14 protein-coding genes are annotated in these 24,462 nt (G+C 46.4%); 10 read left to right on the top strand and 4 right to left on the bottom strand.

Annotated features, from left to right (window positions below):
• The first annotated feature begins 15 nt into the window (after window positions 1-15).
• The 3 genes from C9991_RS01230 to ltrA all read left to right on the top strand — a co-directional run bounded on the left by C9991_RS01230 (window position 16) and on the right by ltrA (window position 6,148).
• Window positions 16-2,178 (top strand): alpha-N-acetylglucosaminidase, encoded by a 2,163-nt coding sequence (locus tag C9991_RS01230; protein ID WP_232823217.1) that lies wholly within the window; start codon window positions 16-18, stop codon window positions 2,176-2,178.
• Window positions 2,179-2,369: 191 nt separating this feature from the next.
• A complete protein-coding gene (locus C9991_RS01225) occupies window positions 2,370-4,247 on the top strand; it encodes a heavy metal translocating P-type ATPase (protein ID WP_106811712.1) in 1,878 nt (625 codons plus the stop codon).
• A 494-nt stretch (window positions 4,248-4,741) separates the two neighbouring features.
• On the top strand, window positions 4,742-6,148 hold the full coding sequence (gene ltrA, locus C9991_RS01220; protein WP_106810824.1) for a group II intron reverse transcriptase/maturase: 1,407 nt from the start codon (window positions 4,742-4,744) through the stop codon (window positions 6,146-6,148).
• A 107-nt stretch (window positions 6,149-6,255) separates the two neighbouring features.
• Here ltrA and C9991_RS01215 read toward each other — a convergent pair whose 3' ends face one another.
• Both C9991_RS01215 and C9991_RS01210 read right to left on the bottom strand, forming a co-directional pair.
• Window positions 6,256-8,445, bottom strand: coding sequence for a family 20 glycosylhydrolase (locus C9991_RS01215; protein WP_106810823.1), 2,190 nt, complete (start codon window positions 8,443-8,445; stop codon window positions 6,256-6,258).
• 38 nt (window positions 8,446-8,483) lie between these two features.
• On the bottom strand, window positions 8,484-8,831 hold the full coding sequence (locus tag C9991_RS01210; RefSeq protein ID WP_106810822.1) for a MerR family transcriptional regulator: 348 nt from the start codon (window positions 8,829-8,831) through the stop codon (window positions 8,484-8,486).
• A 95-nt stretch (window positions 8,832-8,926) separates the two neighbouring features.
• Between C9991_RS01210 and alaS the strand changes: the two genes are divergently transcribed.
• The 7 genes from alaS to C9991_RS01175 all read left to right on the top strand — a co-directional run bounded on the left by alaS (window position 8,927) and on the right by C9991_RS01175 (window position 22,693).
• Window positions 8,927-11,548 (top strand): alanine--tRNA ligase, encoded by a 2,622-nt coding sequence (gene alaS / locus C9991_RS01205; RefSeq protein ID WP_106810821.1) that lies wholly within the window; start codon window positions 8,927-8,929, stop codon window positions 11,546-11,548.
• Window positions 11,549-11,643: 95 nt separating this feature from the next.
• Window positions 11,644-12,255, top strand: coding sequence for an RNA polymerase sigma factor (locus C9991_RS01200; protein WP_106810820.1), 612 nt, complete (start codon window positions 11,644-11,646; stop codon window positions 12,253-12,255).
• A gap of 126 nt (window positions 12,256-12,381) precedes the next feature.
• Window positions 12,382-13,407 (top strand): FecR family protein, encoded by a 1,026-nt coding sequence (locus C9991_RS01195; protein ID WP_106810819.1) that lies wholly within the window; start codon window positions 12,382-12,384, stop codon window positions 13,405-13,407.
• A 178-nt stretch (window positions 13,408-13,585) separates the two neighbouring features.
• Window positions 13,586-17,026 (top strand): TonB-dependent receptor, encoded by a 3,441-nt coding sequence (locus tag C9991_RS01190; protein ID WP_106810818.1) that lies wholly within the window; start codon window positions 13,586-13,588, stop codon window positions 17,024-17,026.
• Window positions 17,027-17,056: 30 nt separating this feature from the next.
• Window positions 17,057-18,604, top strand: coding sequence for a RagB/SusD family nutrient uptake outer membrane protein (locus tag C9991_RS01185; protein WP_106811711.1), 1,548 nt, complete (start codon window positions 17,057-17,059; stop codon window positions 18,602-18,604).
• 72 nt (window positions 18,605-18,676) lie between these two features.
• A complete protein-coding gene (locus C9991_RS01180; RefSeq protein WP_106810817.1) occupies window positions 18,677-20,089 on the top strand; it encodes a Gfo/Idh/MocA family protein in 1,413 nt (470 codons plus the stop codon).
• A gap of 33 nt (window positions 20,090-20,122) precedes the next feature.
• On the top strand, window positions 20,123-22,693 hold the full coding sequence (locus tag C9991_RS01175) for a glycoside hydrolase family 3 N-terminal domain-containing protein (RefSeq protein WP_106810816.1): 2,571 nt from the start codon (window positions 20,123-20,125) through the stop codon (window positions 22,691-22,693).
• 4 nt (window positions 22,694-22,697) lie between these two features.
• Here C9991_RS01175 and C9991_RS01170 read toward each other — a convergent pair whose 3' ends face one another.
• Together C9991_RS01170 and C9991_RS01165 are read right to left on the bottom strand one after the other, a co-directional pair.
• A complete protein-coding gene (locus C9991_RS01170) occupies window positions 22,698-24,014 on the bottom strand; it encodes an ATP-binding protein (protein ID WP_106810815.1) in 1,317 nt (438 codons plus the stop codon).
• A 266-nt stretch (window positions 24,015-24,280) separates the two neighbouring features.
• Entirely contained in the window at window positions 24,281-24,460 is a 180-nt protein-coding gene (locus tag C9991_RS01165) for a restriction endonuclease (protein ID WP_106810814.1), read from the bottom strand.
• Window positions 24,461-24,462: the final 2 nt, after the last annotated feature.

Raw genomic sequence — 24,462 nt, 5'->3', positions numbered from 1 at the left:
AAAACCATTATAACAATGACCCAAAAACGAAATCTATTGATTGCTTTCATGCTTTTTATAGCATTGCAATTGTTTGCTGCTACACCTATCGAGGGCTTGCTTGAGCGCATCGACAAGGGTGCGTCTCGCAAGATTATGACAGAGATGGTTAGTGGCGATGCAGACTTCTTCGAGATTACGAGTCGTGAGGGCAAGCCCCTCGTTCGTGGCAACAACTATGTAAGCATTGCCTCGGGCATAAACTGGTATCTTAAGTATAGCGTGGGCGTACATCTTACGTGGAACTCTATGCACGCAACTTTGCCAGCTACGCTGCCATTGGTGCAGGGAGTGGAGCGACACGAAACAGATATAAAGCACCGCTACTACCTCAACTATTGTACGCTGTCTTACTCAATGGCATTCTGGGATTGGAAGCGTTGGGAACAAGAACTCGACTGGATGGCTCTGCACGGCATAAACCTTTGTCTTGATATTGTGGGCACTGATGTCGTTTGGCGTAATGTGTTGTTGAAGTTGGGCTATACGAAAGAAGAAGCTAATCAGTTTATTGCTGGTCCGGCGTTCCAGGCATGGTGGCTTATGAACAATCTTGAGGGTTGGGGTGGTCCAAACTCGGACAATTGGTACCTGCAGCGCGAGCGTCTGCAGAAGCAGATAATGAAGCGTATGAAGGAGCTTGGCATCAACGCATGTTTGCCTGGCTACTCGGGTATGGTGCCGCACGATGCCAAGCAGCGCCTTGGTCTCAACGTGGCAGACCCTGGCAAGTGGAACGACTATAAGCGTCCTGCCTTCCTTCTGCCTACCGATAAACGTTTTGCCGAGATAGCCGCTATATATTATAAGGAGATGCAGAAACTCTATGGCAAGGCACAATATTATAGTATGGATCCCTTCCACGAGGGTGGCAACGCACGTGGTGTAGACCTCGGTAAGGCTGGCGAGGCTATTATGTCTGCTATGAAGGCTGCCAATCCAAAGGCGGTGTGGGTAGCACAGGCTTGGGGTGCATGCCCTTATCCTGCTATGATAAAGAATTTGCAGAATGGTGATATGCTTGTGCTTGACTTATATTCGGAGAATCGTCCGCAGTGGGGCGACCCTGAGTCTACATGGTATCGCAAGGAAGGATTCAACGGACATGATTGGGCTTTCTGTATGTTGCTTAATTTCGGAGGCAACGTTGGCTTGTACGGCAAGTTGCAGCATGTGGTAGACGAGTACTACAAGGCACGTCAGAGCAAGTTTGCCTCTACACTGAAGGGTGTTGGACTCACAATGGAAGGTATTGAGAATAATCCTGTGATGTACGAATTGGTGAGTGAGTTGCCTTGGCGCAATGACAAGTTTTCATGGAAGGAATGGCTTCATGATTATGTGGAGGCACGCTACGGCAACATCAACAACACTAAGGTGCATGATGCTTGGCTACTGCTTGCACGTTCGGTATATGGTGCCGGAGCAAAGATAGTAGAGCAGGGATGTCATGAATCTGTGTTGTGTGCCCGACCTGCATTGGATGTATATCAGGTGTCGTCGTGGTCGGAGATGGAAGAGTTTTATAATCCAGATGATGTTATACGTGCAGCACAACTTATGGTTGAGGCTTCGCATGAGGTAAAGGCAAATGCCAACTTCCGCTACGACCTTGTAGACATTACCCGTCAGGCTATAGCCGAGAAAGCACGTTACGTATATGCCGAGATAGTGGCTGCATATCGGGCAAAGGATCGCAAGATGTTCGATTATACCACACGACGTTTCCTTGATATAATATTACAGCAAGACCGTCTTCTGTCGTCAATACCCGACTTTATGGTGGGTACTTGGATTCGAAGCGCACGCAATCTTGGAACCAATACCCAAGAGAGCAACCATTATGAGTGGAACGCTCGTGTGCAGATAACAACTTGGGGTAATCGTGACGCTGCCGAGAAAGGCGGTCTGCGCGAGTATGCCCATAAGGAATGGAATGGTGTGCTTGCCGACTTCTACTATCCACGTTGGAAGGTTTACTTCGAGGCTCTTGCCGATACTTTCGATGGCAAGCCAATGAAGAACATCGACTTCTATGCTATGGACGAGGCATGGACGCTTAAGCACAATGTCTATCCGTATGAGGCACAGGGCGACGCCGTAGAGTTTGCGCAGAAGGCAGCTGCTGAGGTATTATAAACGATGCTGTATAGTTTGCAACCCAGTTGCAGAAGATAAGCCTTAACTTTGCACCATAATTAATAATGTACTACAAAAATATTAAGATTATGGGCAAATGTAAATGTTGTCATACTCATGAGCATGGTCATAGTCATGGCCATCATCATGAGCACGAACATCATCACCATCATGAGCATGGCGATGGAGGATTGAGGGGAAAGCTGTTGCTGATAGCAGCAACAGTTTTTTTGCTTATAGCAGCAGTGATAGTAGAGCACAATACGAGTCTTGCCACATGGCAGTTGCTTCTTGTTTATCTTGTGCCTTATTTGTTGATAGGTCATGACACTCTTGGCGAGGCTTCGGAGGGAATAGCCAAGGGCGATATGTTCAACGAGGACTTCCTTATGTCGGTAGCTACAATCGGAGCCTTGTGCATAGGCTTTTTGCCGGGAGCCGAGACACAGTTTCCCGAGGCTGTGTTTGTAATGCTTTTCTTCCAAGTTGGCGAACTTTTCGAGGGTTATGCCGAGGGCAGAAGCCGTGAGAGCATCTCTCATCTTATGGATATACGTCCTGATGTGGCAAACGTGGAGCGTGACGGAACGGTAGAGTCAGTCAAACCTGAGGATGTAAGGGTAGGCGAGACTATCGTAGTGTGTCCAGGCGAGAAGATACCTCTTGATGGAATAATTGTTGAAGGCACTACATCGCTCAACACAATAGCCTTGACAGGTGAGAGCTGTCCGCGCGATGTAGAGGAAAAAGACGAGGTAGTGTCAGGTTGCATCAATCTTACGGGAGTGATACGTGTGAAGACCACAAAAACATTCGGCGAGAGCACAGTATCCAAGATAATCCGACTCGTGGAGAGTGCCAATGAGAACAAGTCGCGCAGTGAGTCGTTCATCACACGTTTTGCGCATGTCTATACCCCGATAGTAGTGTTTGCGGCATTGGCATTGGCTTTCATTCCGCCATTCTTCTCGGCAGATGGCTATGCCACAGCATTCTCCACATGGTTGTATAGAGCTTTGATATTCCTCGTAGTCTCATGTCCTTGTGCCTTGGTCATCAGTGTACCGCTGTCGTTCTTCGGAGGCATCGGAGCGGCATCGCGCAGAGGAATACTCATCAAGGGCAGTGGATATATGGACACATTGGCCAACCTTGGCACAGTAGTGTTCGACAAGACAGGCACACTTACCCATGGCGAGTTTGCTGTAGAGGCAGTGCATCCCAGCGATTTCGATGAACATGAACTGCTTCATCTTGCTGCCCATGTGGAGCATTTCACCACTCATCCCATAGGAGCCGCCTTGCGCAATGCCTTCCCTTCGGAGGCAATCGATGGCTGCAAAATAGAAGAAGTGGAAGAGATAACCGGTCGTGGCATACGTGCCAAGGTATCAGGTCGCACGGTATGCGTGGGCAACGGAAAGATGATGGAGGATATAGGTTTGGAAGCCCACAACTGTCATTTGGCAGGCACAATCATTCATGTGGCTGTCGACGGCAAGTATGCCGGACATATTGTCATCAACGACAAGATAAAAGAGGACAGTGCTGAGGCTATTACCTCGCTGAAACGTCTTGGGGTAGAGAAAACGGTTATGCTCACTGGCGACCGTGAAGCCGTAGGCAAGGATGTGGCAGAGCGTTTAGGCTTGGATGAATATCATGCCGAGCTCCTTCCTGCCGACAAGGTGGCTCATGTGGAACGATTGATAAGAGAAAAAGCCGAAGGAAAGAGCCTTGCTTTTGTTGGCGATGGTATTAATGATGCCCCGGTACTTAAGCGAGCCGATGTGGGTATAGCCATGGGAGCACTTGGTAGCGATGCTGCTATTGAGGCAGCCGATGTGGTGCTTATGGATGATAAGCCGTCTAAGATATCCACTGCCATAGACATAGCACGCCGTACAATACACATAGCCCGCGAGAATGTGGTGTTCGCTATAGGTGTTAAGGTGGCAGTGCTCTTGCTTGCAACCGTAGGACTCGGCAATATGTGGATGGCAGTGTTTGCTGATGTTGGTGTTACGGTGCTGGCTGTTCTTAATGCAATGAGGACATTGAGAAAATAACTGTTATGTTGCAAGTCAAATTATAAAAAATGAGGAGATGTAGTCTAAACATCTCCTCATTTTTTATAGTAGTACGCTCGGCATGAGCATTGTCTAACGGGTGAAAGTCCCGAGCAAGCCCTAATAGCGGGAATTGCATAGTCAAAGGCAAGGGTGTTCATCGCGAGATGAAATCTGAAGGAAGCCCAAGACAAACATCTGACCTAACGGACAGAAACTTCATATAAGGCATGTGACCGTGGGTGAGGTTGCTATTCAAACCAAAGCCCAATAGCTATTCGGAACGGTCGGTGTAAATGAAGTAGGTATAAGATGGAAAGACAACGCCCTTATCCGAGGAGGTCTCACGGACGCTTCAAATAGTTGTTTTTACGAAAGAAGTGGAGTAAAGCTTGCCGTGAGAAGTCAGCAGACGTCATAGTAGTGCAACAATCGATAACGTTGCACGAAGGGCTGAACCTAACAATTAAACGATAGTAATTGAAACATACCTTATGAAGGAAAGAATGCAGAAAACATTATCCCAAGTTAATGGCTGCCCCCAAAGAAATAGGTCGGAAACCGAATGGTATGGGGGAGTGCAGACCTTCATGTGGATGTGTGAAGACAACATCGTGGAAGTACCATTCGACAAGGAACACCTTTTCGAGCAAATTCTTAGTCCCACAAATCTCAATCGAGCATACAAAGCAGTTATGAGAAACAAGGGCTGTGGTGGTATCGACAAGATGTCGTGCGAGCAATTGTTCCCATGGCTCCTGACCAATAAGGATGAACTCACCCGTTCCTTGATGGACGGTTCTTACCGTCCGAACCCAGTAAAAAGGGTAGAAATACCCAAGGACAATGGCAAGATGCGCCTGTTGGGAATACCTACAGTAGTAGACCGTCTGGTGCAACAAGCCATCAACCAAGTATTGACTCCCATCTATGAGAACCAATTCTCCAAGACGAGCTACGGCTTCCGTCCGAGAAGAGGATGCCATGACGCACTACGAGGAGCGCGAAGGATAGTCAACGAAGGCTACATATATGTAGTCGACCTTGACCTTGAACGCTTCTTCGACACGGTGAGCCATAGCAAACTCATAGAAATCCTCAGCCGTACGATAAAAGACGGCAGAGTGGTCAGTCTTATACACAAATATCTCCGAAGTGGTGTAATGAACAAAGGTTTGTTTGAAGCGAGCGAGGAAGGAACTCCCCAAGGCGGTCCGCTAAGTCCATTGTTGAGTAACATAATGCTCAACGAATTGGACAAGGAACTTGAACGCAGAGAACTCCCCTTTGTGCGCTATGCCGATGACTCGATGATATTCTGCAAGTCCAAAAGGGCTGCAATGCGAGTGAAGGAGTCTATAACCCGATTTATAGAGAATACTCTATATCTCAAAGTCAACAAGGAAAAGACCGTAGTGTCGTATGTGCGCGGAGTGAAATACCTCGGCTACTCCTTTTATGTGATGAAAGGCGAATGCCAACTCACGGTGCACCCAAAGTCCAAAGCCAAGATGAAGTCAAGGTTGAAAGAACTGACAAACCGCAGCAATGGATGGGGATATGCCAAGAGAAAGCAGAAGCTGAAAGAATACATACGAGGTTGGGTCGGCTATTATCACTTTGCCAATATGAAGCGTCTCTTGCTTGTAACAGACGAATGGTTAAGACGTAGAATACGCATGTGTATATGGAAAGCTTGGAAGAAAGTCAAGACAAAAGTGGCAAACCTCATTAGATGCGGTATCAATAAATACCAAGCATACGAATGGGGTAACACTCGCAAGGGCTATTGGCGAATAGCTGACAGCCCTGTTCTAAAAAGGGCGATAGATAACAATAAACTACGCTCCGCAGGGTATGCTACTTTAATGGAGGCGTATCTCGAATGGTATCCAAAATAGGAACCGCCGTATGCGGAACCGCACGTACGGTGGTGTGAGAGGTCGGAAAACGAAAGTAGGAAGAAAACTGCTTCGTTTTCCTCCTACTCGATTGCAATTACTACTGTTTAGTATTCCATTGAGAATGTTATGCCGCGACGCATCATATCCTTGGCTGTTGACTTAAGGCGAACAAGGAAGTTGTCGTACGATGGCTTGTTCTTGGTCCAACCTGCCTCTGCAAGTGCTATGGCACGTGGATAAGCTTGGTAGTATATACGTTCAGGAGTGGTAATGCACTCGCTCCAAAGCGTACCGGCAACACCAAAGAGATTATTCTTCTCAAAGTCGGCACCCTTGCCCCACGAAGGATCTAACGAATAGGTGGCCTTAAGCGATGTTACAGGCATACCCCAGTTTACCTCCGGCATGTCACCCTTAGCCATAGGATAATCGAAGTAGCAGTGCTCTCCAGGGCAGAGCATAATGCGTGCGTTGTTCTCTACTGCTGCATCAAGAGCCTTTTTTGTGAGTCCTTGACGCCAAGCAAAGGTTACACAACCTGGCTGTATCTTTTTGAAGTCTGTTTCGTACCAAAACATCGGTGTCTTGTGATAAGTGTCGCGCAAGAGTTCGATGATGCGGTCGAAGAGGTAGCCTTGTAGCTTCCAGTTCTCCGAACGGTCGGTAGTTGTTATGCCTATCTTCTTCTTTAGAGCCTGGCATTTAGGACAGTCGGTCCAGCAATCAAGAGCCGGATTGCCTGCCTCGTCGCCACCAAGGTGGATATACTTAGATGGGAAGATGTCGGCAAGTTCTTTGAACACATTACCCAAAAATTCGTATGTAAACTCGTTGCCAGGACATAGCAGTTCGTTGGATACGCCACATGTGGTGCGTATAGGCACCTGACGCTGATGGCATGTAAGTTCGGGAAATACGCTGATAGCGGCAACCTCATGTCCAGGCATCTCTATCTCAGGCACAATATCGATGTGATACTTGGCGGCGTAAGCCACCAGTTCGCGCATCTGCTCCTGTGTGTAATATCCCTTATATGGCATTTGGATATCGTCCTGTCCCCAGCGATAAGAAGCCTGTTCTGTAAGCTGTGGATACTTCTTTATCTCTATACGCCAAGCCTGGTCGTCAACCAAGTGCAGGTGCAAGGCGTTGAGCTTATAACGGGCCATCTCAGGTATGAAAGCCTTAAGTTCGTTGAATGGGATAAAGGTACGGGCTGGGTCAACCATAAGTTCGCGAACGTGAGTGCGTGGAGTATCCTTTATCGTGAGTTGTGGAATAGCGTCCACACATTCCTTATTGCCCGAACCACGCAGTATTTGGTCTAAAGTCATCAATCCCCAGAACACACCACTCGGTGTCTTGCCCTTTATGTTTACACCTTTTGCGTCGACTGTAAGTGTGTAAGCCTCGTTATCTTCGAGCGAAGAGTCGATGTCGAGCACAAGTTGCAGACCACGTTGGCGGCTGTTTACGATGTTTCCTATGCGGTTGCTTAGCATCTCGCGAGCCTGTTCCACCTCGTTGTTCAATATTGTGCCTTTTCCGTCCATGTGTGCAACAACGATATTCCAAGCTGTATGCACGTTAAGTGCCTTTGCGCTTTTTTGTACATTAAGCACCTGTGGCATAGGAGTTAGGCATAGTGTCGGGTCGCTCACCTCGTTGCCCATCTTTGGCTCTGCATAGAAACGGCTCCATCCTGTAGCCTTCATATAAGCCTTCTCGCTGCCTTTTGGAACAATAAGTCTTACGCTGCCCGGAGCTATGCCATAGAATGAAGACACATCTGCCTTAGGTGGTACTTTCGAGTTGAGTTTTACTGTCTTCAAGACTGAGAGTCGTGCAAAGGCGTATTCGCCTATTACTGGCTGGCCCTCAATAGTAAGTTCTGTAAGACTTTTACATCCCGAGAAGGCAGCGGCGCCTATTTTCTCTACCGATGCCGGTATAGTGATGTCATGTAGTTTGTCGCAAGCAAAGAAAGCCTGGGTGCCAATCGACTTCAGTATCTTAGGTAGTGTGATATGCTCTAATTGATGGCGTGAGTGGAACGCGTTGTTTGGCAGTTCGGTACTGTTAGCATCGCTTAGGTCGATAGTGCGTGTCTGAAAACACAGGTCGCGCATTTGTCTATAGTCTGAATTGCCCTTGGTAGACAGTTCGCCTGTAAGCTTAAGGCTTACTGCCATAGCTTTCTTTTCCGGCTTAAGGTCGTTCATATTAGCGACTGTTTGAGCCGATAGTGCAGCCGAAATAATAGTGGCGGCAGATAGTAGTAAGATTCGTTTCATTTGTTTTTTTTATTATAGTTTAAATTAATAGATGCCAATTAAACCAATCCGTCAATATGCTTCTTCAGTTCTTTCAACTCGTTGCGCACATTGATGAGTGTGGCAAGTATGTCGGCGTTTTTGTCTACACCGGCTCTGTTCTTGTTCAGCATCTTGCGCGCGGCGGCAAGCTTGAAACCACGCACTTTTACGAGATTGTGTATAACGCGAATTTGTTCGATGTCCTTCTCCGTATATTGGCGCACATTCTGCCCCACGGTTTTAGGCTTAAGATGTGGAAATTCGGTCTCCCAATAGCGCAGAGTTGACTCGCGCACATCAAACATCTGAGCCACTTCCTTTATGGAATAGTATAGTTTCACGTTCTTGTTAGTGTTCAGTGCCATATTTAATGTTTAATTTATTTGCAAAAATAACCAAAACGGCGTACCTTTGCAAATGTTTTAGAAAGAAATAAACAAAATATATAATATTATATAATATGATGACAGCTAATGAAATCCGCGACTCGTTCAAGAAGTTTTTTGAGTCGAAAGGACACACCATCGTGCCAAGTGCTCCGATGGTAATAAAGGATGACCCAACTTTGATGTTCACCAATGCTGGTATGAACCAGTGGAAGGACATCATTCTCGGTACACGCGAGCCTGAACCTCGCCGCCGTGCCGACACACAGAAGTGCCTCCGTGTTAGCGGCAAGCACAACGACCTCGAAGAGGTAGGCCACGACACATATCACCACACCATGTTCGAGATGCTCGGCAACTGGTCGTTTGGCGACTACTTCAAGGAAGGTGCTATCGACTATGCATGGGAATATCTCGTTGATGTTTTGAAGCTCAACCCTGCCGACCTCTACGTTACAGTATTCGAGGGTTGCGAGGAGGAAGGTCTTTCACGCGACGATGAGGCTGCATCATATTGGGCAAAGCACGTGCCTGCCGATCATATCATCAATGGCAACAAGCACGACAACTTCTGGGAGATGGGCGATACAGGTCCTTGTGGTCCATGCTCTGAGATTCATCTCGACTCGCGTACACCTGAGGAGAAAGCTAAGACTCCAGGACGTGAACTCGTAAACAAGGACGACCCACAGGTTATCGAGATTTGGAACATCGTGTTCATGCAGTACGAGCGCAAGGCCAATGGCTCTCTCGTTCCGCTGCCTATGCACGTTATTGATACCGGTATGGGCTTCGAGCGTCTTGTTCGTGCTATGCAGGACAAGCACTCCAACTACGACACCGACATCTTCCAGCCAATCATCAAGGAAGAGGAGGCTATCACAGGTCTTAAGTATGGTGTAAGCGAAGAAACCGATGTGGCAATGCGCGTATGTGCCGACCACTTGCGTGCTGTAGCCTTCTCTATCGCCGATGGCCAGTTGCCTTCTAACGCCAAGGCAGGCTACGTAATTCGTCGTATCCTTCGTCGTGCCGTGCGCTATGCTTACACATTCCTCGGACAGAAGGAGGCATTTATCTATAAACTCATCCCCGTATTGACACGTGAGATGGGCGAGGCTTTCCCAGAACTCAAGGCTCAGCACGACCTTATTCTACATGTTATCAAGGAAGAGGAAGACTCATTCCTACGCACACTTGAGAAGGGTATCAACCTCCTTTCTTCGGCAATGGAAGAGCTTAAGAAGCAGAACAAGACACAGCTCGACGGTGTTCAGGCATTCCGCTTGTTCGATACTTACGGTTTTCCACTCGACCTTACAGAGCTTATCTGCCGTGAGAATGGCTTCACTGTTGACGAGGCTGAGTTTAATGCTGAGATGCAGAAGCAGAAAGACCGTGCCCGCAATGCTGCGGCTGTAGAGAATAGCGACTGGGTAATCCTCCGTGAGGGTGAGCAGCAGTTTGTAGGCTACGATTACACTGAGTACGAGTGCCATATCCTGCGCTATCGCAAGGTTACACAGAAAAAGAACACATATTTCGAGCTTGTACTCGACAACACTCCTTTCTATGGTGAGATGGGTGGTCAGGTAGGCGACAATGGTGTTCTCGTAAGCGAGGACGAGACAGTGACCATCACCGACACAAAGCGCGAGAATGGTCAGTCAATCCATATCGTTAAGGCTCTGCCTAAGAATCCGGAGGCAGACTTCATGGCTTGTGTTGACGTAGACGCTCGTGAGGCTTCTTCAGCAAACCACACTGCTACCCACTTGCTCGACTATGCCTTGAAGCAGGTGCTTGGCGACCATGTTGAGCAGAAGGGTTCGTTCGTATCGCCAACAACATTGCGTTTCGACTTCTCTCATTTCACTAAGGTGTCTGACGAGGATCTTCGCAAGGTAGAGCGTCTTGTCAACGACCTCATCCGTCAGGATCTTCCGCTTGACGAGCATCGCGATACTCCATTCGAGGAGGCTAAGAAGCTTGGTGCTATTGCCCTCTTCGGTGAGAAGTATGGCGACAAGGTGCGTGTTGTACGCTTTGGTCCGAGCTGTGAGTTCTGTGGTGGTATTCACGCAAAGTCAACAGGTCGCATAGGATTCTTCAAGATTATCTCTGAGAGCAGCGTTGCAGCAGGCATCCGCCGTATTGAGGCAAAGACAGGTAAGGAGTGCGAGGAGTTGATGTATAATGTAGAGGACGCATTGAAGGCCATCCGTGCATTGTTCAACAACGCTAAGGACTTGCAGGCTGTCATCGGTAAGTATATCGAGGAGCACGATGCAATGAAGAAGAACATCGAGCAGTTCCAGGCTCAGGCTGTGGAGCGCACCAAAGCAGAGCTTATACAGAAGGCTCGCGAGGTGAACGGTGTTAAGGTTATAACAGCCGTGTTGCCTATGGAGCCGGCTGCTGCCAAGGACTTGATGTTCAAGCTCCGTCAGGCTGTAACCGAGAACTTGCTTGCCGTTATCGGTACTGTAGCTAACGACAAGCCAATGCTTAACGTAGCAATGAGCGACGACCTTGTTAAGGAACACTCACTCAACGCAGGTCAGATGGTTCGCGAGGCTGCCAAGCTTATCCAAGGTGGTGGTGGTGGTCAGCCTCACTTTGCCCAGGCAGGTGGCAAGAACAAGGATGGTCTGTCAGCTGCTGTAGACAAGGTAGTTGAGTTGGCTCAGCTGTAATAAAGTCAATAAGAAATATAATGACGGGGTATGTCGACATACTTAATCGGTGTGTCTGCATACCCCGTAATTTTTTTTAATATAGGAACGTAATTATGAGAATAGACAAACAAGGCATCCATTTGGACGAATCTTCGGAAGCTGACATGATAGAAAGGCTTGTCGAAGGTTCCGAACTTGCATTCAGGCATATTTACGATCTTTACGCCTCTCGTCTTTATGCTTTCTGCTTGCAATATACAAAGAGCCGCAACGAGACCGACGAGATAGTGCAAGATGCCTTTATATGGTTGTGGAACCATCGTACCGAGTTGCGTCAACGCAATTCGCTTAAGGCTTTGCTATTTATCAGCGTACGTCATCAGTTGATAAATGCTTGGCGACGTAATGCTAAAGCACCTGTGTACGAAGACTTTATTACATATCGAGACCATCTTAGTAGCGACCGTGCAACCGATTCTGATTTTGATTATACTGAATTCATGCGTGTGGTGCATCAGCAGCTTGACAAGTTGCCGCAGACACAAAGGCGAGTTATCGAACTTTCGCGTTTCGACAATCTTTCAGTGCGCGATATTGCAAAGACGCTGTCGCTCAGTGAACAGACGGTAAAGAACAATCTTAGTATTGGTTTGAAGGCACTTAAGAAGTTGCTTGCCGAGCAGTCGATAGTGTTTCTCTTCTTATTTTATGTTAATTTCGTGTAGCGATTCGGTATTCTTACTACTAACAATTGCCTATACATATATATATAATACACCTTATATATAATTGTGGTTTATTGTCAACAATAGGTGTTGTTTAATATAAATATATAATAGCTAAAGACAGATATGACAGACAACATAATACATAAATACAAGACTGACAGCCTAACGCCTGACGAATTGCAGCAGATGCGTGACGAACTATTGGCAAAAGACGATGAGCAATTGTCTGCTTTGCTCGAATCCGAATGGAACGATGCTAATGACGACAATGGTTATTTGAGGTACGAATCTCACTGTGCGACATTATATAATAATGTGGCAAATAGGATCTTTGGCGATAGTATTATACATCGGCAGTATGATGTAAAGTCAACACAACGTCAATCTGCTAAACTACGTTTCTTGCGCATAGTTCAGATGGCGGCTGCATTGCTGTTGCCTGTAGCTTTGGTGGCAATAGGCATGCTTTATTATGAGAATAGGCAGATGGCGACTGATGCCATTGTTGTAAGCACTGGTCATGGCGAGCAAGCTACAGTTACACTGCCCGACGGCTCTAAAGTGTCGGTAAATCAAAACACTCGTCTCACATATGTGCCCAGCAAGTTTCGTGGTAGCGAACGACGTGTGAGTATGGATGGTGAAGGTTTTTATAGTGTGTCGCGCGACGAGAGCAGACCTTTCTATGTAGATGCTGATGGTTTGTGTGTTAAGGTACTTGGAACAAAGTTTAATCTCAAGGCTCGTGACAAAGACAAGAGTGCCGAACTGGTGCTTGTAGAAGGTAGCGTGTCGTTTACATCGCTTATGCTGAAAGAGTCGCAAATCGTGAAGCCACATCAGAAGATAGTGCTCGACAAAACAACTGGCCGTATGAGTATCGAGAATCTTGACGATTGTGATACGGAGATGGCATGGCAGCGCAAGGAGCTTGTGTTCCGCAATACGCCACTGTCAATAGTGTTTGCTCAAATGCGCAAACAATTCCGCAAGGACTTTGTTGTGAACACCCAGGTTGACCAACACGAACTTTTTACTGGTACCTTAAGTTCGGTAGACCTTAACAACAATCTCGAGATAATAGACCTGTCATGCGGACTAAGTTCGCGCATTGTAGGCAAGAAAGTGTATGTGGATAAGGCTAAATGATATACATATATTATATAGAGGAGAGACGGGTATTAATGTACTGTCTCTCCTTTAAATGTTAAAGAAATGTTAATACTCTTATATCTAAAGTACTTTTTCAAATTTAATTTGCCTTAACTAATATCACGAAGAATTTCTATTAACTATATCAATAACTATTAACAAAAGAGTACTGAACATGAAACAAAAACCCAATCTTAACCGGGCCCTTTTGACGTTGGCACTCTGTCTTGGTGGACTCTCTGCCACGGCTCAAAACCAAAAAGTCAGCATTAACGTCAAGAATGCCACACTTGAGCAGGTGTTCAAGTCGATTGAAAGGCAGACATCTTATCGTTTCTCGTTTATGAACAAGACGATAGACAGTAAGGCCGACATTACCTACAATGGCAGCAACACTACTGTTGCCAATGTGTTGAAAGTTGTGCTTGGACGCAAGGACCTCACATGGAAGGTTGTATCCGACAAGTCGATTGTTGTATACGACTCTCGTGAAGATGCCGAGCCTTCTAACAATAAGCGCCAACCAGTAAAGACATCTGGTCGTGTTGTGGATGAAAATGGAAATCCTGTTATCGGAGCCACTGTCTACGACAAGACATCAAATACAGGTACTATAACCGATATTGACGGCAACTTTACCATTAATGTTCCAAGAGGCAACGTGCTTACTGTTACCTATCTTGGTTACAACACATTGCATGCTAATGCTTCAGACGGTATGACATGCCGCATGCAGCCCGACTCACAAACTCTCGACGATGTGGTAGTGGTAGGTTATGGTACGATGAAGAAGCGCGACCTGACAGGAGCTATATCTAGTGTCAAGGGTGAGGACGTGGCACAAGCCGGTGTTGCTTCTGCTGCTCATGCACTTGCAGGAAAAGCTGCGGGTATGTATGTACGTCAGAATTCGGCACAACCTGGTGGAGGTCTCGATATTCTTATCCGTGGCGCAGGTTCGGTCAATGCTTCCAACGATCCTCTTTATATTGTCGATGGATTTCCTATCGCTAAGATAGACCAGCCTTCTGGCTCTACAAGCCGTATGGATCCGGGTACACAAGGTGTGCTCAACTTCCTCAATCCTAACGATATCGAGAGTATAGAGGTGTTAAAGGATGCTTCAGCAACGGCTATCTACGGTGCTCGTGCTGCCAATGGTGTGGTTATTGTTACTACAAAACGAGGCAAGCAAGGCAAGGCGGTTGTCAACTATTCGTACAATTATTCGTTCCAAAAGTACACCGACAAGTTCGATCTTCTCTCGCTTGGCGAGTGGATGCAAGAGAGTAATGCTGCTTCGTGGGAAGATTGGTTGTGGAACAATAAGGTGGCACCATGGGGTACAAAGACTCTTGAGGAAGCTAAGGCCAATCCTGCACAGGGCATTAATTACAGACAACCTTATACTGCAGAACAGATTGCTGCTGCTGGTGCCGGTACCGACTGGCTCGGTCTTATCACACGCAATGGTCAGATACAGGAACACAATGTAAGTCTTCAGGGTGGTAGTGAGTTGACACAATATATGGTTTCGTTCAACTATTACAACCACAAGGGTATAGTACGCAATTCGGGAATGACACGCTATACCGGTAAGGTGAATGTTGATCAGAAATTCCTGGATATATTCAAGGCCGGACTCAATCTTACACTCACACGTATAGACAACGACAATACACAACTTGGTTCGGGCAGATACGAGAATTCGGGCATCATACGTTCGGCTATTCAGATGAATCCAAATGTTAAGGCTTACGACGAGGAAACGGGTACATATCCCATCAACCCGCTGCTCGGACAGCAGCCAAATCCTTACTCGTTGCTTACCAATGTCGATAAGGGTCGTACCGACCGACTACTTGGCAATGTGTTTGTTGAGGCTCGTCCTTTAGCTGGTCTTGTGTTGCGTGTCAATGCAGGTATCGACCATGCCAATATCGACCGTAAGACTTATCAGCCTCGAACCACATTGTACGGCAGTACGATGAATGGCGTGGCCTACATATACAATACTGCCAACAATCAGTATCTTATGGAAGCCACAGCTACATACCACCGTGTGTTTGGCAAGAAGCACGATTTGAATCTTTTGGCTGGTACGTCGTACGAGAAGTTCAACCACGATACATCCGAGCTTGGCAACAACAACTTCCCTACAGATGCTTTCCTTTATAACAATATGGATAAGGGAACTGGCAACAGAATCACCAAATCGTCGTCAACAGAGAACAAGATGATGTCTTACTTCTTCCGTGCCAATTACGAGTTCAACGATCGTTATATGGTTACAGCTACGTTGCGTGCCGATGGCGCATCTGTTTTTGCCAAGAACCATAAGTGGGGCTACTTCCCGTCTGTTGCACTTGGATGGCGTATGAACGAGGAAAACTTCCTGCGTAATGTCGATTGGTTGTCAAACCTTAAGCTGCGACTTAGCTGGGGTCAGACCGGTAATGCCGACATCACTACCAATGCTTTTGCAAGCTATGCTGCCAATGGCAGTTGGGTCAATGGTTCGCACAATACACTCATCGGTGTTATGCCGAATCGTATTGATAATCCTGACCTTAAGTGGGAAACAACAAGCGAGTGGAATATCGGTATCGACTTTGGCTTCTTGAGAAACCGTATTAATGGTAGCATAGAGTTGTATCAGCGCGAAGTGTCCGACCTTCTCAACTTCAAGCCTCTCAACTCTTATCAGGAGGTTAAGCAGGTAATAGCCAATGTAGGCAAGACTCAGAGCCGTGGTATGGAAGTGACATTGAACACACGCAACATTGTTACTAAGGACTTCAACTGGGGAACAACTCTTACCTTCACTAAATACAAGGATAAGTGGAAGGAGCGCACTCCCGACTGGAAGCCTAATGTATACGAGAAGGAAACAGACCCTATACGTCCTATCTACGCTCGTAGAGCCGACCATATACTACAGGTGGGCGAGCAGGCACCTGCTGCACAACCCGACTTGTTGCCTGGTCAGATAGTTATTAAGGACCTCAATGGTTATGTACGCGATGAGAATGGCAATCCGAAGGTTGACGAAAATGGTCGCTTTATGCTTCTTGGACATGCTGACGGTATAATTGACGAAGCCGATACCGAGCTTATTGGTACACAAGACCCAGGTTGGATGGCTGGTATGGTCAATACATTTAAGTACAAGAACTTTGACCTCAGCTTTGCATTTACTGGTATGTTCGACCGCATTATGCAGGATCCTACTTACATGGATTACGGTATTGGAGCAACAGGTATAGCCAAGAATGGCTACAATGCTCTGCGTTCGGTGCGCGATCGTTGGACATTCGACAATCCGTCTACAAAGCATCCGTCGTCTTACTATCTTGAGGGGCACAACTATACAGCGGGCGACTTCTTCTATCAGAAGGCGTGGTTCATACGTATGCAGAACATCAATTTAGGCTATACATTGCCTAAGTCGTTACTGGCAAAGACACGTGTATTGACAAATGTACGTCTCTATGCGTCGGTCAACAATTTGTTTGTCATCACTCCGTACGATGGTCTTGACCCAGAGACTGATGCTTATGCAGCGGCTTACCCAAATGCACGAACATTCAGTTTCGGAATTGACATTTCATTCTAACATCCAGAATCTATGCTAAATACATCTATTATGAAACGAACTATCAAATTATTCATATTGGCGGCTACAATGCTGGGTGGGTTCACCATGAGCAGTTGTAGCGACCTCGACCCCATTGACTATTCAGACATCAATCCATCCAACTTTCCTAAGTCGGAATCGGATATAGAGTCAATTGTCAATTCGTGCTATTACAGCGTTCGTTCAAGTTGGTTTGACGGACTGTTCTCTACCAGCGAGCGTGGTGTTATGCCTGTTAACGACCTTACTACTGAGATATTAACGGCTAAGTCGGGATTCCAGAAGAATATGTCGGACCTTAATTACTTTCCGACTACTGCCGACCTAACCCGTTTCTATTACACCAATACCGATGGCTATAGCGATGGTTGGGTTAACGATGTAAGCCATTGCACATCTGCATTGTCGCAGATTGCCGACTGCTCGTTCCTAAGCGAAGCCAAGAAGAAGAGGTATGAGGCCGAAGTAAGATGCGTGCGCGGCATGGTGGCTTATACTCTTTACGATATGTTTGGCCCTATCGTTGTGGCATCTAAGGAAGTGTTGGAAAAGCCTACGGTAGAGAAGCCTTTGCCTCGTCTTAGCAAGGAAGAGATGGTTAAGTTTATAGAGGACGACCTTAAATATGCCGCCGATAATCTGCCATCACCACAGGAGGCCGAATATGGACGCTTCAGTACAGGTCTGGCTAAGATGCTTCTTATACGTCTATATCTGCACGAGTCGCGTGCCGATCGTACCTATTACACTAAGGTGGAGCAGCTTGCCCGCGACCTTATGAGTAGCTCTAATGGATACTCTCTGGCTCCAAGCTATACAAAGATGTTTGAGGTTGGCGGACAGGGTAAGGAGAATAGCGAGATTATATGGGCAGTACCAGTGAACACCGAAATGGTTAGCTGGAACGACTGGCATATGTTTGTACTTCCTACCGACTTTGCAAGCAATGGTATGCCTACCGGCTACGAGTGTGCCAATAGCACATGGGCTTTCTACGACAGTTTCGAGCCGGGCGATGTGCGCAAGACCTATCTTGTTGCATCTTATACTGCTAAGGACGGCAGCACCGTAGACCGCACACATCCTGGCACACATATGGAGCTTGGTCCTATACCTATGAAGTTGGGTTATGATACTGGTATTGCCGGAAGTGGTGGCAAGAGTTCTATCGACCTCATTATCTACCGTCTTGCCGACGTTTATCTGTCATTGGCTGAGGCTCTGTATATGAAGCCAAATGCTACAGCTGCCGATAAGAGCGAAGCTTTAGGTTATATCAACCAGATACGTCATCGTGCAGGAATTGGCAACCTTGCTGAGGCTGATATCGATACCGAAGCCAAGTTTGTCGATGTCATCCTTACAGAGCGTAGCCACGAGCTGTGGTGTGAGAACGGACAGTATCGTGCCGACCTCATTCGTCTTAACAAGTTTGTGGAGCATGCTGTGAAGTATAAGGGCACAACTTATGCCAATAATGACAAGGAATTATATCCGTTGCCGCTATCGGCTATTAACGACGGAAAGGGACTTGTTGTTCAGAATCCAGGATATTAATGGTATGATACCAAGGTATTAATAGTATAATAAGTGTTTGACTATCAGTTTTTATATAAATTATCAAGGCGTATGAAGATAACAAGAATGTTGCTACTTGTGGGCATGTTGCTTTTAAGCACTACTGGCTTTTGTGGCAATCAGGCAGACAACAGCAACCAAATAGACAAGACAATAAAAGTTGTTGCACCGCAGCGTCCTGCTGGACAGAAGGATGTACTTGCACTGCGGTGTGACCCGATAAAGACTGTGCGCATAGGTTTTGTAGGACTTGGTGCACGTGGAACCGAAGCTGTGCGTCGCTTTACATATCAGAAAAACATCGAGGTTGTAGCATTGTGCGACTTGCACCAGTGGCGTGTGGATAGTTGTCAGCGTATGCTACAGCGGGCAGGTATGCCGCGTGCTGCCAGATATTATGGAGCAGAGGATTCTTGGAAAAAGCTATGTCAGCGCAAGAATATCGACCTTGTGTATATAGCTACCGATTGGGTTAACCATGCACCTATAATGCTCTATGCTATGGAGAACGGCAAACATGTGGCATGCGAAGTGCCTGCTGCCCTAACGCTCGACGAGATATGGAAGGTGGTAGATACTGCCGAACGTACACGTCGTCATTGCATGATGCTCGAGAATTGTGTGTACGACTTCTTTGAGATAACAACTCTTAATATGGCACGTAAGGGTGTCTTTGGCGACATAACTCATGTCAAGGGTGCATACAATCATTGTCTTTGGGACTATTGGGGCGATTACAATGACAACTGGCGTATGCTGTACAATATTGCCAACCGTGGTGATGTTTATCCAACACATGGCTTAGGTCCAGCATGCCAGTTGCTGAACATTCATCGTGGCGACCGCATGCAGACACTTGTTGCTATGGACAGCAACCCCGTATCGCTGCCAGCCTACCTTAGTATGCATGGCAAGGATGCCGAAGCTAAGGCTGTGAAGAATGGCGAGCAGACGCTTACACTCATTCGCACTGTCAATGGCAAGCTTATACACATCGAGCACAATGTTGCATCGCCTCGTCCTTATAGTCGCATGTATCAGCTTTCTGGCACAAGGGGATTTGCCAATAAGTATCCTGTTGAGGGATATGCGCTCGAAAGCAAGGACCTGCCTGTCGAGGTTACTGGTGGCAAGCAGTTCACGGCACACGAGTATATGCCCGAAGAATCAATGCTCAAACTTATGCAGATGTACAAGGATCCTATTGTGAAGGATATGGAACAGAAAGCTAAGGAAGTGGGTGGACATGGCGGTATGGACTTTATTATGGACTCGCGTCTGATATATTGTCTGCGCAACGGACTTCCTCTCGATATGGACGTATACGACCTTGCCGAATGGTGTTCGCTTATACCGCTAACTAAGTTGTCGCTTGAGAATGGGTCTATGCCTGTAGAAGTGCCCGACTTTACCCGCGGAGCTTGGAATAGGATAAAGGGTTACAGTCACGCCTTTGTCGAGTAAAAAGCGCACACACATAGTTATACTATATATTATATGAAGAAATTTGCTTATTCGTTAGTTTTATGCTTTTGTGCCTGTACATGGGGTTTTGTGCAACCAGTGCAGGCACAACTCTATAAGGATTCGTCGCGCACGGCCGAGGAACGTGCTGCAGATTTGCTTAAGCGTATGACTCTTGAGGAGAAGATAGCGCAGATACGCCATATACATTCATGGGATGTCTTTGACGGGCAACGGCTTGATACAGAGCGTATGCGTAGCTTCGTGGGCGATTGTTGCTGGGGTTTTGTTGAGGGATTTCCGTTGACGGGCGAGAGTTGTCACAACAATATGAACCGTATACAGAAGTATATGGTAGACAGCACCCGACTTGGCATACCCGTTTTTACCGTGGCCGAAGCCTTGCATGGCTCGGTGCACGAGGGTTCTACCATATTTCCACAGAACATTGCCTTGGCATCTACCTTCAATCCTAACCTTGCCTACAGACGTGCACAGGCTATTGCTGGCGAACTTCATTATGAAGGTATACGCCAGATACTTGCGCCTTGCATAGACGTTGTGCGCGATATTAGATGGGGACGTGTTGAGGAAACCTTCGGCGAGGACCCTTTCCTTAATGCTGCGTTTGCATGCGAGGAAGTGAGAGGATATCTCGACAATGGCATATCGCCAATGCTAAAGCATTTTGGTGCACACGGCAATCCGATGGGAGGCCTTAACCTTGCATCGGTAAACTGTGGTGTTGGCGAGTTGCACGATGTCTATTTGTATCCTTTCCGCAAGGTTATAACAACGTTGCCCGTACAGGCTGTTATGTCGACATACAATTCTTGGAACCGTGTGCCTAATTCGTCTTCACGCTATCTGCTTACAGATGTGTTGCGCGACAAGTGGGGATTTAAGGGTTATGTATATTCTGATTGGGGAGCGATAGATATGCTTTACACTTTCCAGCGCACGGCTTCAAGCCAGGCCGAGGCTGCTGTGCAGGCTCTATCGGCAGGATTGGATGTTGAGGCTTCCAGCGAGTGTTATCCTAAGCTTATAGGTCTTGTCAAGGAAGGAAAGTTTGATGTTAGGCTTATTGACAAGGCTGTACGCCGTGTGTTGCTTGCCAAGTTTCGTGCCGGACTATTTGAGGATCCTTATGGCAAACGTTATGCCTCTTCAGCACAACTACGTTCTGTAGCCAATGCAAGTCTTGCACGCGAGATAGCCGAGGAGTCGGCAGTACTTCTTAAGAACGACAATCATTTGTTGCCTCTAAACCTTTCACAACTTGGTTCGGTTGCCGTAATAGGACCTAATGCTGACCAAGTGCAGTTTGGCGACTATTCGTGGAGCCGATCTAATAAAGACGGCATAACACCTCTTTCGGCTATACGTAGTATGGCCGATAAGCATGGGGTGAAGGTGCGCTATGCCCGTGGATGCAATCTTATGACAACAGATACATCGCATATTGCAGAGGCTGTGTCGGCTGCCAAGATGAGCGATGTGGCAATAGTGTTTTGCGGTAGTGCCAGTGCTTCGCTTGCACGCGATTATGGTGGAGCCAATTGTGGTGAGGGATTTGATTTGTCTTCTCTCTCGCTTACGGGTGCTCAGAGTGATTTGATACGTGCGGTTAAAGCCACAGGCAAACCAGTTGTGCTTGTGCTTGTTACGGGTAAGCCTTTTGCTATTGCTTGGGAGAAGGCTAATGTAGAGTCTATCATTGTGCAATGGTATGCTGGTGAACAGGAAGGTAATGCCATTGCCGACATTCTATTTGGCAAGGTCAATCCTTCAGGGCATCTTACAGTATCGTTCCCGCAGAGTGCAGGTCATCTGCCAGCTTACTACAACTATTTGCCGAGCGATCGTGGTTTCTATCATAAGCATGGCAGCTATACAAGCCCAGGACGCGACTATGTCTTTTCTTCGCCCGATGCCTTATGGTCGTTTGGTCACGGAATGTCGTATACCACATATGCTTACTCTAATATGAGAGTAGACGCACAGGCTGATTCGGTTAAGGTGTATGTTGATGTTGCCAATACCGGAAATGTTGCCGGCAAGGCTGTGCCGCAGCTTTATGTGCGCGATATGTATAGTTCGGTGGCAACGCCCGTCAAGCAGTTGAAGGCATTTAACAAGGTATACCTACAACCAGGCGAGCGTGCAAGAGTGGCTTTGCATTTTGCTGTTGCCGACCTTGCCTTTACCGATGAGAAAGGTGATAGTAGGGTAGAGCCAGGCGACTTTGAGTTGCAAGTAGGCGAGTCATCCGACAGCATATTGCTTCGCGATACAATAAATATCGGAGGCATGTCGGTTGATAAGACCGAGCAAATGGTTCAGACTGTAGCTGTTAAGACAAAGGGACGCATTATTAAGATTACTGGAGTGGTGCGTGATGTGCAGGCAACACCTATCGAAGGCGTTGAGGTTTATTCTGCAGGAACCAAACGAGTGGTTGCACTTACAGCCAAGTCGGGCAAGTATACAGCCGAGGTTGCATCAGATGATGTGCTGATATTCAGAAGAAGCGGACTCATAGACGAGTCGCTGCAAGTAGATGGACGCAAGGCAATAAATGTAAAAATGCGAAATAAGTAGTCGTTCATGCCTCAGCCAACTCTTCATGCAAGGCGAAAAGCATATACAAGGGGATGTTGACAATTCCCTCTTCCTTATTTTTGGAGTAGGGCAGCAAGCTTGTACGCAAGGATAGTCTGGGCATGTATTTTTGTCTGTACACTTTAAGACTCTTAGCGTTCATTGTAAGCCCTGCTTTACATTCCAAGGGGAATACCTCCATACCGTCAGAGATAAGGAAGTCTACTTCGGCTGCTGAAGATGAAGTCCAGTAATAGTTGGTTTGAAGTCGTTTGAAGAGTTGAAGCTCCTGACATACGTATTGTTCTGTCAGTGCACCCTTGAACTCCTCAAATATTCTGCTGCCTTCGAGTATCACCTTAGGAGAAACACCACTCATACATCTAAGCAAACCTACATCCAACAGAAATACTTTGAAACTCTTCAAGTCGGCGTAAGCCTTGAGTGGGATATCTGGTTTGGTAATATTATATGTACGTATAATCTCTCCTGCATCACTGAGCCACATAAGAGAGTCTTCATATTCTCTTGCTCTAGCACCCTCGCGCACAAGGCCATAAACAAATTTCTTGTTTTCTTTGGCGAGTTGTGACGGTATACTGTCCCACACATATCTTATTTTCTCTATCATTTGTCTTGGGGCATGTTTGGAGAAGTCGTTCTCGTAGGCTGCAACTAATTGTTTCTGCACGTCGTCAACCTCGAAGAAGTCGTGAGTGTTCAACCATTTTAGTATAGCAGACGGCATTCCGCCAATGACGAAGTATTTCTTCAGATAGTCAGTAAGTTTCTCTGTGAATGCAGCAAGGTCGCGGTTGCCATCCTTCAATATATAGTCTAACAGCATTTCCTCGCCATTAGCAAGAAGAAACTCACGGAAAGAGAGTGGGTATAAATCAAGAAATTCCACCTTGCCTACGGGAAACGAAGTGCCTTCGTGCAAAGCCACACCCAACAGCGAGCCTGCACAGCATATAGCATATTCGGGTGCTTCTTCTGCAAAATACTTCAATGATGTCAAGGCGCGTGGCATCTCTTGCACTTCGTCAAATATTATCAGAGTATCCTCAGGCAGAATCTTTTTTCCTGAGTAGACCGACAACTGTTCGATGATTCGTTTTGGTGACAATGTTCCTTCAAATATTGCACCTAAAACATCCTTTTGCTCAAAGTTAATATAGCATACGTCTTTGAACGACTTTTTGCCAAAGTCTTTAAGCAACCATGTCTTGCCTACCTGTCTTGCACCTCGAAGGATAAGTGGTTTACGGTCGGATTTTTCCTTCCATTTCTGTAGCTCGTTTATCAGTATTCTTTCCATATCTATAGGTGTTTTTGCAAAGATACTAATTATCAATGGATTATATAGTATTTATCACATTTTTGGCACGACTTTTAACTACATTTATCACATTTATGGCACGACTTTTTATTGGTTTTATCACATTTTCGGCACGAGTTTTTATTAGCTTCATCACATTTTCGGCACGAGTTTGCTAACTCATTCTTTGATTCCATCCATAAACGGAGGGATAGTAATAAACAGAGTATTGATTTTAAATAAAAAACCTTTCCGCTTTATGAAACTTATGCCCTGTTGACTTTTCTTTTATTTCCATACATTTTAGCTTGAATTGCTATTTTTTCTTTACCTTTTATAGCAATAACATCTATTCCCCAATCATTGGAGTATGGAGTTACAATAGTTTTATATCCTTGCTTTTGGAATATATTTGCTATATATTGCTCATATTCTTTTGGTGTCATAC

The organism is Prevotella merdae (assembly GCF_900290275.1).
Lineage (GTDB): Bacteria > Bacteroidota > Bacteroidia > Bacteroidales > Bacteroidaceae > Prevotella > Prevotella merdae.
This window is presented reverse-complemented; position numbering and strand designations above follow the sequence as displayed.

Excerpts from the sequence above, each read along its gene's own strand:
- C9991_RS01185 (WP_106811711.1), top strand. The coding sequence starts at position 17,057 with ATGAAACGAACTATCAAATTATTCATATTGGCGGCTACAATGCTGGGT.
- alaS (WP_106810821.1), top strand. The coding sequence starts at position 8,927 with ATGATGACAGCTAATGAAATCCGCGACTCGTTCAAGAAGTTTTTTGAG.
- C9991_RS01230 (WP_232823217.1), top strand. The coding sequence starts at position 16 with ATGACCCAAAAACGAAATCTATTGATTGCTTTCATGCTTTTTATAGCA.
- C9991_RS01195 (WP_106810819.1), top strand. The coding sequence starts at position 12,382 with ATGACAGACAACATAATACATAAATACAAGACTGACAGCCTAACGCCT.
- C9991_RS01200 (WP_106810820.1), top strand. The coding sequence starts at position 11,644 with ATGAGAATAGACAAACAAGGCATCCATTTGGACGAATCTTCGGAAGCT.
- C9991_RS01175 (WP_106810816.1), top strand. The coding sequence starts at position 20,123 with ATGAAGAAATTTGCTTATTCGTTAGTTTTATGCTTTTGTGCCTGTACA.
- C9991_RS01215 (WP_106810823.1), bottom strand. The coding sequence starts at position 8,445 with ATGAAACGAATCTTACTACTATCTGCCGCCACTATTATTTCGGCTGCA.
- C9991_RS01170 (WP_106810815.1), bottom strand. The coding sequence starts at position 24,014 with ATGGAAAGAATACTGATAAACGAGCTACAGAAATGGAAGGAAAAATCC.
- C9991_RS01210 (WP_106810822.1), bottom strand. The coding sequence starts at position 8,831 with ATGGCACTGAACACTAACAAGAACGTGAAACTATACTATTCCATAAAG.
- ltrA (WP_106810824.1), top strand. The coding sequence starts at position 4,742 with ATGAAGGAAAGAATGCAGAAAACATTATCCCAAGTTAATGGCTGCCCC.
- C9991_RS01165 (WP_106810814.1), bottom strand. The coding sequence starts at position 24,460 with ATGACACCAAAAGAATATGAGCAATATATAGCAAATATATTCCAAAAG.
- C9991_RS01190 (WP_106810818.1), top strand. The coding sequence starts at position 13,586 with ATGAAACAAAAACCCAATCTTAACCGGGCCCTTTTGACGTTGGCACTC.
- C9991_RS01180 (WP_106810817.1), top strand. The coding sequence starts at position 18,677 with ATGAAGATAACAAGAATGTTGCTACTTGTGGGCATGTTGCTTTTAAGC.